Below are 12,977 nucleotides of genomic sequence, written 5' to 3' on the forward strand. Positions count from 1 at the left end.
AAAGAAGCTGCCCTTTTGGGACAGCCTCTTTTTTTAGTTATTTTTCTTAATTACGTAAGTATAGACCCATGTTAAGGTAAAGGTTGGTATAAAATCCAATCCTGGTAAAGCTTCTTCTACAAACGATACAATTCCGCCAATTGTTCCTGTTTTTCCTTTATAAAGTGTCTTTAATAATAATGCCGAAATAGGTGCCCAGATAACATCTGAAAATTCACCCAACAACGGAACAGCAAAAGAAAGTGTTCCTATAAAATCAAATAAAACACTTAAAAATAACACACGATATTTACTTTTATCGGTTGTTCTTTCTTTTTGCTGAATAACAATTTCGTTCATTTTAATTAGTTTTTAACACATTAAATACTAACAAACTACGTGCCATTATTTAGTAACGTATTCTTGGAAAAACTTTTCGAATTTATTAACTTTAGGAGAGATAACCATTGCACAATACGTTTTATCGGGATGATTGTTGAAATAGTTTTGATGATAGTTTTCGGCAAAATAAAAAGGAGTAGCTTTGCTTACCTTGGTAACAACAGGTTTATCAAAAATAAGTTCCTCATTTAACACTTTTACAAATAGTTCTGCCTGTTCTTTTTGATGCGGAGTGGTATAAAAAATTTCGCTCCGGTATTGGGTACCAATATCGTTTCCCTGTCTGTTTAAAGTAGTTGGATCATGTGTAGCAAAGAAAACTTCTAATAGTTGCTGATAACTAACCTGTTTGTAGTCAAAAACAATCTTAATGGCTTCGGCATGGTTCGTAGTTCCAGAACAAACTTCCTCGTAAGTAGGGTTTTCTGTTATTCCGCCAATATATCCGGGTAAAACTTCTTTTACTCCGTTAATTTTTTGAAAGATGGCTTCTGAGCACCAAAAACAACCATTTGCAAAAATTGCAGTTTCATTGTTGTCTGAATTCATAATGAATAATTTTATCAATTAAAATTACGATTAAAAAGCTGAATCACTAATGTTATTTAATAAAAGTTTAAGTAAATTCGTCAGTAAATTTACAAGTATGATTAAAGCTGAAAATATAAGCAAACAATTTAATGGTTTAGCGGTTTTAAAAAATGTTTCGTTATCAATTGATAAAGGCGAAATTGTTGCTATTGTCGGTGCATCCGGAGCTGGAAAAACTACCTTGCTGCAAATTTTAGGTACTTTAGATGCCCCTGAAAAAGAACACCACGTACGATTGATAATTAATGAAACCGATGTTTTAAATCTTAAAGATCAGCAGTTGGCAACTTTTAGAAATAAAAATTTAGGCTTTATTTTTCAGTTTCATCAATTATTGCCTGAATTTAATGCGATAGAAAATGTGTGTATTCCAGCTTTCATTGCGGGAAAATCAAAAACAGAAGCCGAAAAAGAGGCAAAAGAACTATTAGATTATTTAGGATTAAGTCACAGAATACATCATTTTCCGTCTGAATTATCGGGAGGAGAACAACAAAGAGTTGCCGTTGCACGCGCTTTAATCAACAAGCCAGCTGTAATTTTTGCCGATGAGCCTTCGGGAAATTTAGATACCAACTCTGCCGAAAATTTACATGAATTGTTTTTTAAACTCCGCGATAATTTTGGTCAAACCTTTGTTATTGTTACCCATAATGAAGAATTAGCAGATTTGGCTGACAGAAAACTGGTGATGAGCGATGGGAAATTTGTAATTTAATAATTGAACAAAGTGATAAAAAATTTTATAAAGAAAATAATTAAGAACGATAGTGTTTATATAATTGAATATAAAGATGAAATTGCCATTGCAGAGTCGTTGTTATTTAAAACCGATGCAAATAAGCCGGTAAATGTAGTTTGTTTTTGGTCAGATAAAGAACAGGCAATGAAATGTTGTAATGAAATCTGGAAAAATTATAAACCAAATGAGGTTTGTATTGCCACATTTATTGAAGACTATTTAGTAAATATCTACAACGAAAGTTTTATTGTTGGTATTGATTTCAATGAAAAAATAGAAGGAATTGAAGCCGATCCGTTAGATGTAATCTCTGAATTGATTAAAGAATTGAAAAAGCATAACATCAATCTGGAACTTGAATATTTCAAAAACCTAACCGATTTAGAAAACCAATTACAAAAATTACTTTGACAAAACTTAAGCAATAATTGTTCTTTTTTATTAGAAACACTACATTAGCGAAAATCATTTTTTATGAAAAAAATCTCCCTATTTGCTTTTATGCTTGCCGGATTTTTATCGCAGGCACAAAATAATTTAACAATAGAAGAAGCCACTTTGGCTGCCCAAAAAGGGTTTGGTATCAAATCTTTTTACAGTGCGCAATGGCGTACTAACAATGAATTAACGTATATTGATGCACCTTACAACGCTTTAATTGCAAAGGATACAAACGGTACAGCGGATGAAACCCTTGTAACAACAGCCGATTTAGAGGCTGCAATAGCCACAGCAATTAATGAAAAAGTTTCTTTAAGAATGATTCCTTTTGATTATCATTGGGAAAACGAAAAAGAACTTTCTTTCACTTATCAGGGTGAAAGCGATAAATATTATGTAATTTATAATATTGAAACCAAGAAAGTATCAAAAACGATTAAGTTTAGTGCCACATCAACAGAAGAAATTATCGCCCCAGCCAAAAATTATATTGTTTATTTGAATAAAAACAATGTTGAAATAGCTTTTGAGAATGGAAATGTGGTTAAGGTGACAAATGATCCGGAACACGTGGTGAACGGAAGCAGTAACACACATAGAAATGAGTTTGGTATAGATCGTGGACTATGGATCAGTCCTGATGGGAAGAAAATTTTGTTTTATAAAAAAGATGAACGAATGGTTGCCGATTATCCGTTGATTGATTTTGGTACAAGGATCGCCGTAGAAAAACCAATCAAATATCCAATGGCAGGAATGAAATCTGAGGAAGTTTCATTGCATATTTATGACATCGATTCCAAAACTACAACCCAACTGAATATTGAAGGAGATAAAGAACAATTCTTAACCATGCCAACGTGGTCTCCTGACAGCGAAACAGTCTATGTAGGTGTTTTAAACCGCGGACAAGATCATTTAAAATTACAAAGATATTTTGCAACAAGCGGAAAATTAGATAAACAGCTTTTTGAAGAAAAAAGCAAAACGTACGTGGAACCTAACACACCGCTTAAATTCCTGAACGATAAAGAATTTATCTATATTTCTGAAAAAGACGGTTACCGCCACATGTATCGTTACAATACCAATGGCAAACAAATGAACAGTTATGTATATAACGATGTGGTTTTTAAAGATTTTGTAGATGTTTCGTCAAAAGAAATCTACTATATGGGTACAGCAAACAAAGGAATGGATAAGTTGCTGTATAAAGTAGATTTAAAATCAGGCAAAACCCAGCCTGTAACTAAAACTTCGGCAACTTACACCGTTGAAATGAATAAGGATAAGACGTGGTATTACTCGCAATACACTAATTTAACCACACCTAACAATATTTCTTTAAATGCGGTAAACGGTAAATCTACGGTAGAATTGTTGAATGCACCTAATCCGTATGAAGGAAAAACGGTGTTGCCAAAAATAGAAATGGTAACGATTAAAGCTGCCGATGGAAAAACCAATTTAAACGGACGATTGTTGTATCCTACCAATTTCGATGAAAATAAAAAATATCCGGTAATGGTTTACGTTTATGGCGGTCCACATGCACAACTGGTTACCAACCGATTTGGCGGAGGTGCTGGCGGATTTGACTATTATATGGCTCAGCAAGGTTTTGTGGTTTTTACATTGGATAACAGGGGAAGCGAAAACCGTGGTCGCGATTTTGAACACATAATTCACAGACAACTGGGACAAAATGAAATGGCTGACCAAATGGAAGGAGTGGCTTTTTTAAAATCTAAAAAATTTGTTGATGCTGATAGAATAGGGGTATACGGATGGTCTTTTGGTGGCTTTATGACAACAAGTTTAATGCTGAATTATCCCGAAACGTTTAAAGTAGGTGTAGCAGGTGGTCCTGTGATTGATTGGAAATGGTACGAAGTAATGTACGGTGAACGTTATATGGATACTCCTGAAGAAAACCCCGAAGGTTACGAAAAAGTATCTACTTTAAATAAAGTACAAAATCTAAAAGGTCGTTTGTTAATGATACACGGTGCTCAAGATCCGGTAGTGGTTCAGCAGCACAGTATGGAATTTATAGAAACCTGTATAAAAGCAGGCAAACAAGTTGATTATTTCTTGTACCCAACCCATGAACACAATGTTTTAGGTAAAGATCGCGTTCATTTAAATGCTAAAATAGCCGATTATTTTATGACACATTTAAAGTAATTTAAGTTAAAATTATCTACTGCAAAGTTTTTAAGCTTTGCAGTTTTTTATTAAAACAAGAAAACCTGCTCTATAGAGCAGGTTTTCTTTTATATGTAAGTAAGATAAACGGGTTTTACAAAACGTTTTATTTAATTTTATTAACGATAGCTGTGAAAGCTTCAGGGTGGTTCATTGCTAAATCAGCTAAAACCTTACGGTTTAATTCAATGTTGTTAGCTTTGATTTTCCCCATGAATTGAGAATAAGACATTCCATGTAAACGTGCACCAGCGTTAATACGCATGATCCATAACGCACGGAAATTTCTTTTCTTTTGTTTTCTGTCACGGTAAGCATATTGCATTGCTTTTTCTACCGCGTTTTTAGCTACTGTCCAAACGTTTTTACGTCTTCCGAAGAAACCTTTGGCTTGCTTCAAAATTCTTTTTCTTCTTGCTCTTGATGCTACTGCATTATTTGCTTTTGGCATAATTCTTAAATTTTTTGTAGTAGGGCGGATGTGTGTACATCACTTGCGATCTAATGGTTTAATGATCAGCCCACTCCAGGGTTATTAAATTGTTTTAACCGAAAGATTAATTAAGATTAAATGATTCTTAATTGTTCTTTGATGCTTCTTTCGTCAGACTGATGTACTAAACCAGAATGAGTTAAAGCTAATTTACGCTTTTTAGACTTCTTTGTTAAGATGTGGCTTTTAAAAGCGTGTTTTCTTTTAATTTTTCCAGAACCAGTAACGGTGAAACGTTTCTTAGCACTAGATTTAGTTTTCATTTTAGGCATTTGTTCCTAGGTATTTATGTTATCTTACTTAACAATATTTTGCAAAAATACTAATTTTTCTTTTTAGGTGCAATATACATTGTCATTCTTTTACCTTCAAGAACAGGCATGGCTTCTACCTTACCAAATTCTTCAAGATCCTGAGCTAAACGCAACAACAAAATCTGACCTTGTTCTTTATAAATGATTGATCGTCCTTTAAAAAATACAAATGCTTTTAACTTTGAACCTTCTTTTAAGAACTTCATGGCATTTTTCTTTTTAAATTCGTAATCATGTTCGTCTGTTTGAGGACCAAAACGAATTTCTTTAACAGTAATTTGAGCTGTTTTAGCTTTCAACATTTTATCACGTTTCTTTTGCTCGTAAAGAAATTTTTTGTAATCGATAATTTTACAAACAGGAGGTGCTGCATTTGGTGAAATTTCTACCAAATCTAAACCTTGGGCATCGGCCATAGCCATTGCTTCGGTTGTTTTATAAACTCCGGGTTCAACATTATCGCCTACTAGACGAACTTCGGGCACACGAATTTTCTCGTTTATTCTGTGCGCATCTTCCTTTTTTTCTAGAGGTTTAAAACCTCTTCTGTGATGTACTGCTATGGGTATATGAATTTATGCTTGTTGCCAAGCGGTTAAACTTAAAATTGTTTTAACGTTTTATTTACTTCTTCTTCTATCAAAGATATGAAATCTTCAATTTTCATAGAAGTATTTGTTTTTCCTGATTCTCCTTGTTTTCTAACAGAAACTGTACCATTTTGTTCTTCATCTTCGCCAATAATCAACATAAATGGGAATTTTTGTAACTCTGCCTCGCGTATTTTTTTACCAATGGTTTCGTTTCTGTCATCAAGTTTGGCGCGAATTTCGTTATTTTCCAACAAATTTAAAACTTTTTTCGCATATTTTTCGTATTTCTCGCTCAAAGACAGGATAATAACTTGTTCTGGCATCAACCATAAAGGGAAATGACCGGCTGTATTTTCTAACAAAATAGCAACAAAACGTTCCATTGATCCAAATGGTGCACGGTGAATCATTACGGGGCGGTGCAACTTGTCGTCAGATCCTTTATAGGACAAATCGAAACGCTCTGGTAAATTGTAATCAACCTGAATGGTTCCTAATTGCCAACTGCGACCTAGAGCATCTTTCACCATAAAGTCTAACTTAGGACCATAAAAGGCAGCTTCGCCAGATTCTACAACGTAATTTAAGCCTTTGTCTTTTGCCGCACTGATGATGGCATTCTCTGCTTTTCCCCAATTTTCTACGGAACCAATGTATTTATCAGGATTATTTAAATCGCGTACAGAAACTTGTGCCGTGAAATTTTCAAAACCTAACGATCCAAACACGTACAATACAAGGTCAATTACTTTTTTGAATTCTTCGTCTAACTGATCCGGAGTACAAAAAATATGGGCATCGTCTTGAGTAAAGCAACGAACACGTGTTAATCCATGCAATTCACCTGATTGTTCGTAACGGTAAACAGTTCCAAATTCGGCATAACGTTTTGGTAAATCTTTGTACGACCACGGTTTCGCGTTATAAATTTCACAGTGGTGCGGACAGTTCATTGGTTTTAACAAATATTCTTCTCCTTCTACCGGTGTATGAATAGGCTGGAATGAATCGGCACCGTATTTTGCATAGTGACCTGATGTTACATACAATTCTTTATGACCAATGTGAGGGGTTACTACTTGTTCGTAACCGGCTTTTTTTTGTGCTTTCTTTAAAAATTGCTCTAAACGCTCGCGCAAAGCGGCACCTTTTGGTAACCATAAAGGCAACCCTTGACCCACTTTTTGAGAAAAAGTAAATAAATCTAACTCTTTACCTAATTTTCTGTGATCACGTTTTTTAGCTTCTTCTAATAAAGCCAGATATTCCGTTAAATCTTTTTGTTTAGGGAACGAAATTCCGTAAACGCGGGTTAACTGTTTGTTTTTCTCGTCGCCTCGCCAATAAGCTCCAGCAACAGAAAGAATTTTTACCGCTTTAATAATGCCGGTATTTGGGATGTGTCCACCGCGACATAAATCGGTAAATGTTGAATGATCGCAAAATGTAATGGTTCCATCTTCTAAATTTTGGATCAATTCTGTTTTGTATTCGTTGTCTTTATATAATTCTAATGCTTCTGCTTTTGTGGCATTACGCATTTTAAACTCGTGCTTTTCTTTTGAAATGGCTAAAATACGGTCTTCAATAGCTTTAAAGTCATTGTCAGAAATTTTATTTTCTCCAAAATCAACATCATAATAAAAACCATTATCAATTGCCGGACCAATGGTTAATTTAATTCCGGGATATAGCTCTTGTAACGCTTGTGCCATTACGTGAGAGGTAGAATGCCAAAAAGCTTTTTTACCTTCGGCATCGTTCCATGTATATAAAACTAAACTACCATCGGTGGTTAATGGCGTAACGGTTTCAACGGTGGTACCGTTAAAGTTTGCTGAAATTACGTTACGTGCTAAACCTTCGCTTATGCTTAAAGCGACATCGTGCGGAGTTATACCTGAAGCGTATTCGCGCACCGAACCATCTGGTAATGTTATTTTAATCATCTTACTATTGAAATTTTATCAGGCAAATATACTAAAGAATTATTTTAGGTTAACAAAAAATAGTAAGGTTTCATTATGAAATGTTGTAGTTTTTGTGTTATTTCGTTGCTACAATGACTAAGGATATTTCTTTGAAGGTTGTTCGATACGAAAACCGCTATAAAAATGATTGGGACAAGTTTGTAAACGAGGCAAAAAACAGTACCTTTTTGTTTCGCAGAGATTTTATGGAATACCACAAAGATCGTTTTGAAGATTTTTCGTTGTTGCTATTTAAAAATGATAAATTAATAGCTGTTTTTCCGGCAAATATTAGAAACAATGAAGTGTTTTCGCATGAGGGATTAAGTTATGGGGGATTTATAATTAAGAGCAAATTATCACTTATTGATTTTTTCAATGTTGTAAAGCATTCTCTATATTTTTATCATCAATCAAAAATTAAATATGTTCATTTAAAACTCTTACCCGATTTTTACAATTTGGATCGATCTCATGAAATGCAATATGCTTTGTTTTTATTAAAAGCTGAGTTAGTTAGAAAAGATGCGTATTATATGTTACCTTCTGATGAATTTAGTTTGAATAGAAATAGAAAAAGAGCATTAAAAAAAGCACACCAATATAATTTTGATATAACTACAGAGGGCTCATTAGAAGTGTTTTGGGATACATTATTGATACCTAATCTGCAAAAGAGATTTGAAGCGATGCCTGTACACACAAAGGAAGAAATTGAAAAATTAAAGCAACTTTTTCCTGATAATATCAAATTTTATAGTGTCTATGAAAATGATAAAATAAAGGCAGGAGTGGTCATGTTTATATCAAAAAGAGTAGCACATTTTCAGTACAGTTCTGGTGATGAACACAGGGATTCCGGAGCCTTAGATCTATTGTTTACCCATATTATGAAAAAATATCAAACAAAGCCATTTATAAGTTTAGGGAGCAGCAGTGAAAAGAATGGATTGGTTATTAATAAAGGATTAATGTATTGGAAAGAAAGTTTTGGAGCCCGTATGGTTTCACAAGATTTTTATAGAGTACAAACAGGAAATTATTCATATTTAGAAAATATTTTTAGATGATTCCTTATTTAAACTTAAAAAAACTAAACCAGCCTTATCAGGAAGCTTTTATTCAGAAAACTAACCAATTTTTTGAAAAAGGGCACTATATTTTGGGAGACGAAGTGCTGCAGTTTGAAAATGAATTTGCGAATTATTGTAATGTTTCACATTGTATTGGTGTTGGTAATGGCTTAGATGCTTTGGTTTTAATTTTTAAAGCGTATATTGAACTTGGAATTTTAAAAGAAGGCGACGAAATTTTAGTCCCTGCAAATACTTACATTGCAAGTATTTTAGGAATCATACATGCCGGATTGGCGCCAAGACTGGTCGATACTAATTTGTTGAATTACAATTTAACAATTGAGGTGTTACAACAACAAGTTACCCAGCACACAAAAGGCATATTAATGGTTCATTTATACGGACAGGTTACCGATGCTTTAGCAATAAAAACATTTTGTAAAGATTTTGGTTTATTACTAATCGAAGATGCCGCACAAGCTCACGGAGCCGTGGCAGATCACATGAGAGCAGGAAATATTGGTGATGCCGCCGGATTTAGTTTTTATCCTGGAAAAAATTTAGGCTGTATAGGCGATGGCGGAGCGATTACTACTAGCAGCACTCAATTGGCTAATTGTATCAGAAGCTTACGGAATTATGGTTCTGAGTTGAAATACCACAATATTTATAAAGGAATAAATTCCCGTTTAGATGAAATTCAGGCAGCGTTTTTACGTTTAAAATTGCCCGATTTAGATTTTGACAATAAAACCCGCCAAGGTATTGCCAAGCGGTATATTGCAGAAATAAACAATCCGTTGGTGGTATTGCCGTTTGTAATTGATTATGAAGCACACGTGTTTCATATTTTTCCGGTTCGGGTTGAAAACAGGGGTGAATTTCAACAATATTTAATGGAGAATGAAATTCAAACACTGATCCATTATCCCATTGCACCACACAAACAAGAAGCAATGACAGAATTTAACCAATTACAGTTACCTGTTTCAGAATTAATTCATCAACAAATTGTTAGTATTCCGTTAAATCCGTCGTTAACTATTGATGAGCAAGATTTTATAATAGAAAAGATAAATAACTGGTAACAAACAGGCTTATTTTGTAAATGGTTGTAGATATGTATATGTTAATATAAAAATAGAATGAAAACAAACATAATAACACTTCCAAAGATTGAAGATCCGCGTGGCAATTTATCGGTTATTGAAGGAAACATCATTCCGTTTGCCATAAAAAGAGTGTATTTTTTATATGATGTACCCAGTGGAGCAGAACGTGGTGGTCATGCACATAAAGAGTTACAACAGTTTATTATTGCTGTTGCCGGAAGTTTTGATGTAGTTTTGAATAACGGAAAAAAAGAAACAGTACACAGGTTGTTTAAACCAAACGAAGGTCTGTTGGTTCCCATAAACACCTGGCGCGAACTTAGAAATTTTTCGGCAGGTGCCGTTTGTTTGGTCATAGCGTCTGAAGAATTTAGTGAGGACGATTACATTCGTGATTTTGATGAATTTAAAAAGTACTCGCAAAAATATTTAACCACATAGAAGCATAGAAATTACGAATTAGAAGTTAGCCTCGTCACTTCGGGTAGGTTTTTGCAAAAAACCGTATCGAGAAGTTTTATAAATGAAGTTCTCGATACAAAACCTTTCAGATTTTTACTCGAACTGACGGAAGTTAAAAAACTAAAAGCCACATAAAAATTATGAAATTTAGATAATAAACTCTTAACTATTTAATTATATAACCACCGATAAATGCGTTTTCAATTTAAAGATACCTTTTTCAAAATTGTAGGTTTAAACAGTATTAGTATGTTATTAAAAATACTAATGGGGCTTGTTTCTACCAAATTGGTTTCGTTTTATTTAGGGGTTCAGGGTATTAATACATTAGAATTTTTTAGAAACTTTACCACGGCATCTAACGCTGTTGCACAAGGCGGAATACAAAACGGTATCATAAAGAATTTTGCTTTATCGTCTGATAAACAACAAAATCAACGAATATTAACTACTTCAGTAGTTTTAATGTGGGCAATAACTTTTATAATTGCTTTTTTTATATTTTTATTCAGATCTTTAATACAAAATTACCTGTTTCAGTCTGATGAATTTGAAAATTTAATCTTGCTGTATCTTTTATTTTTGCCGTTTATTGCCATACAAACAGTCACATTAGGGTATCTGCAAGGGAAACAATTTTTTAAGAAAGTTATACTGATAAATTGTTTAGGTTATTTGCTCAACATTATTTTAGCATTCCTGCTCATTATAAACGGTGGATTAAAAGGAGCCATGTTACAAATTATTATAACACCTTTTTTTATAGCTTTTTTGTCGGTTTTTGCCGTTCGAAAATCCCTTAAAGGATATGCCATTTTCTCTCTCAAATATTTTGATAAAGGCATAGCCAAAAACTTTCTGGATTTTTCATTAATGAATGTATGTAGTTCGTTGCTAACACCTGTTTCATTCATACTTATAAGAAGCTTTATTGTGAATCATCTGGATACAACAGAAGCCGGAATTTGGAGTTCAGTTGTAAGACTTTCAGGGTTCTATATGTTGTTTATTTCGTCGTTATGTAGCTTGTACTTTTTTCCGAAACTTTCTAAAGATTTAAAACCCAATGGTCAAAAAAAGGTCGTCACTGAATATTTTGTGAAGTTTGTCCCCATTGTTTTAGTAGGACTCTTATTTTGTTTTATTTTACAAAAATACATTGTTTTATTTGTTTATAATGAGGATTTTTTAGCAATAACAGAGGTTTTTTACTTACAATTAGTTGCCGATCTTATAAAAACGTGCTCTCTTATTTTTGGTTATTTCTTTGTGGTTCATCAAAAAACAAGGTATTTTATCTTTTTTGAGTTTATATCTACCGGATTGTATATTGGTTTATCGTTTATTTTTATATCAACTTACGGATTAAAAGGCAGTTATTTTGCTTTAATTGCATCGCTGCTTGTTTATCTTTTTATAACGGCTGTTGGTTTTAAAAAACTGAATGTTTAAATTTCAGACCGGTATTTTTCTATATATAATTGAGCCACTTCACGGTAATCGTGGTTTTTTTCAATGAACTTTCGTGCGTTTTTACCTATTTCGGTTATTTTTTCAGGATTTTCAATTAACCAAGATAATTTTTCTACCAGATAATCTACGTTTGGCAGCGTGTTGACACAAACCTCATCTTCTTTTAATTGGTAATAATCTAAAAATTCTGTTTCGGCTCCGGTAAAAACCACTTTTCCTTTTGCCATTGCTTCTAGCGCATTGTATCCCTGGTCATACGCATAAATTTGATCTAACAGAATATGTGCTTTGTTGTACGAATTTATATATTCATTATAAGGTACATTTTCAGAAATAATAATCTCTGTTTTGTTGGGATATTTGTCTTTAATGACTTTGAGGGCCTCTTCAAAAAAATCGTTTCCTTTTTTGTAAAAATTCGCTTTATTAATCCCATGAAAAATAATGATTTTATCATTAACGGGATTTTCTGTATAACTTATTTTATCGGTATTTATTGGGTTAGGGATCAATCCTAAATAGTTGGGATGATCTTTCATAGGCAAATGATAATCCATATCAGAAGCAATGACGCCCTGGATATTTTTATACACAAACTGATGATGGTTTAAATAAGTCGGTTTTATATAACTCAATACATTGTTGTATTCTTTTGGGGTTACTTTACCCTTAAAAAAAGGAGTAAGAATTGAATATCGGAAATTTTTATCGTAAGCATATTTTACGCTTAGATAATCGGTACCGCAGCAAAGTAAAAAAAGTTTAGAATTATGTTCTTTTAAAAAACGAATAAGCTTCTGTTCGTCTTTAGGTTGTGCGCCCAATGCTCGTTCATTAATAAGTTGTACCACATCGTGGTTTTTTAATAAATTTTTGTATTTAAAAGCCTGTTTGATTAAAAGTATCGAAGTAATGTCCTTTTTAAACAGTTTGTAAACAGCGATTTTAATTTTTCTTCCCAAACCTTTATCAAAAGAACGATGAAGTTTGATATCAGCAGGATAGTTTTTGAAATAATCACCACTGGCAATAATCGTTACCTGATGCCCGATAGCTTCAAGACCTTCTTTTAATGAATTATGCAGTCTGCTGTATTCGCCTACAAGTAAAATTTTCATCTG

At 33.3% G+C, this 12,977-nt stretch carries 14 protein-coding genes; 7 read left to right on the forward strand and 7 right to left on the reverse strand.

The window, feature by feature from the left end:
- Positions 1-33: 33 nt before the first annotated feature.
- Together BLW20_RS04115 and msrA are read right to left on the reverse strand one after the other, a co-directional pair.
- Positions 34-339 (reverse strand): hypothetical protein, encoded by a 306-nt coding sequence (locus BLW20_RS04115; protein WP_177165025.1) that lies wholly within the window; start codon positions 337-339, stop codon positions 34-36.
- A 45-nt stretch (positions 340-384) separates the two neighbouring features.
- Complete coding sequence (gene msrA, locus BLW20_RS04120) at positions 385-930, reverse strand: peptide-methionine (S)-S-oxide reductase MsrA (protein ID WP_091096649.1); 546 nt, start codon at positions 928-930, stop codon at positions 385-387.
- Between the two features lie 97 nt (positions 931-1,027).
- On the opposite strand from msrA, the gene BLW20_RS04125 reads away from it, so the two are divergent.
- The 3 genes from BLW20_RS04125 to BLW20_RS04135 all read left to right on the forward strand — a co-directional run bounded on the left by BLW20_RS04125 (position 1,028) and on the right by BLW20_RS04135 (position 4,342).
- Positions 1,028-1,690 (forward strand): ABC transporter ATP-binding protein, encoded by a 663-nt coding sequence (locus BLW20_RS04125; RefSeq protein ID WP_091096650.1) that lies wholly within the window; start codon positions 1,028-1,030, stop codon positions 1,688-1,690.
- A gap of 12 nt (positions 1,691-1,702) precedes the next feature.
- Positions 1,703-2,125 (forward strand): DUF2750 domain-containing protein, encoded by a 423-nt coding sequence (locus BLW20_RS04130; RefSeq protein WP_177165026.1) that lies wholly within the window; start codon positions 1,703-1,705, stop codon positions 2,123-2,125.
- A gap of 63 nt (positions 2,126-2,188) precedes the next feature.
- Positions 2,189-4,342 carry a S9 family peptidase gene (locus BLW20_RS04135; RefSeq protein WP_091096655.1) on the forward strand — a complete coding sequence of 718 codons (2,154 nt, stop codon included), beginning with the start codon at positions 2,189-2,191 and terminating at the stop codon, positions 4,340-4,342.
- Positions 4,343-4,469: 127 nt separating this feature from the next.
- Here the strand turns inward: BLW20_RS04135 and rplT are convergent, their stop codons facing one another.
- The 4 genes from rplT to thrS form a co-directional block, all read right to left on the reverse strand.
- Entirely contained in the window at positions 4,470-4,814 is a 345-nt protein-coding gene (rplT, locus tag BLW20_RS04140; protein WP_091096657.1) for a 50S ribosomal protein L20, read from the reverse strand.
- 116 nt (positions 4,815-4,930) lie between these two features.
- Positions 4,931-5,128 carry a 50S ribosomal protein L35 gene (gene rpmI / locus BLW20_RS04145; RefSeq protein WP_091096659.1) on the reverse strand — a complete coding sequence of 66 codons (198 nt, stop codon included), beginning with the start codon at positions 5,126-5,128 and terminating at the stop codon, positions 4,931-4,933.
- A gap of 50 nt (positions 5,129-5,178) precedes the next feature.
- On the reverse strand, positions 5,179-5,733 hold the full coding sequence (gene infC / locus BLW20_RS04150) for a translation initiation factor IF-3 (protein WP_091096661.1): 555 nt from the start codon (positions 5,731-5,733) through the stop codon (positions 5,179-5,181).
- A gap of 38 nt (positions 5,734-5,771) precedes the next feature.
- Positions 5,772-7,712 (reverse strand): threonine--tRNA ligase, encoded by a 1,941-nt coding sequence (thrS, locus tag BLW20_RS04155; protein ID WP_091096663.1) that lies wholly within the window; start codon positions 7,710-7,712, stop codon positions 5,772-5,774.
- Positions 7,713-7,939: 227 nt separating this feature from the next.
- Here thrS and BLW20_RS04160 point away from each other — a divergent pair, with 227 nt between their 5' ends.
- From BLW20_RS04160 to BLW20_RS04175, 4 genes are all read left to right on the forward strand, one after another.
- Positions 7,940-8,803, forward strand: coding sequence for a GNAT family N-acetyltransferase (locus tag BLW20_RS04160; protein WP_177165027.1), 864 nt, complete (start codon positions 7,940-7,942; stop codon positions 8,801-8,803).
- On the forward strand, positions 8,800-9,897 hold the full coding sequence (locus BLW20_RS04165; RefSeq protein ID WP_091096668.1) for a DegT/DnrJ/EryC1/StrS family aminotransferase: 1,098 nt from the start codon (positions 8,800-8,802) through the stop codon (positions 9,895-9,897). The genes BLW20_RS04160 and BLW20_RS04165 overlap by 4 nt, the downstream gene beginning before the upstream one ends.
- A gap of 57 nt (positions 9,898-9,954) precedes the next feature.
- Entirely contained in the window at positions 9,955-10,362 is a 408-nt protein-coding gene (locus BLW20_RS04170; RefSeq protein ID WP_091096670.1) for a sugar 3,4-ketoisomerase, read from the forward strand.
- A gap of 213 nt (positions 10,363-10,575) precedes the next feature.
- Positions 10,576-11,835, forward strand: coding sequence for an oligosaccharide flippase family protein (locus tag BLW20_RS04175; protein ID WP_091096672.1), 1,260 nt, complete (start codon positions 10,576-10,578; stop codon positions 11,833-11,835).
- Here the strand turns inward: BLW20_RS04175 and BLW20_RS04180 are convergent.
- Positions 11,832-12,974: a glycosyltransferase gene (locus tag BLW20_RS04180; protein WP_091096674.1), complete on the reverse strand. Its 1,143-nt coding sequence runs from the start codon at positions 12,972-12,974 to the stop codon at positions 11,832-11,834. The genes BLW20_RS04175 and BLW20_RS04180 overlap by 4 nt on opposite strands.
- Between the last annotated feature and the right edge of the window lie 3 nt (positions 12,975-12,977).

Source organism: Paenimyroides marinum (assembly GCF_900108395.1).
GTDB lineage: Bacteria > Bacteroidota > Bacteroidia > Flavobacteriales > Flavobacteriaceae > Flavobacterium > Flavobacterium marinum.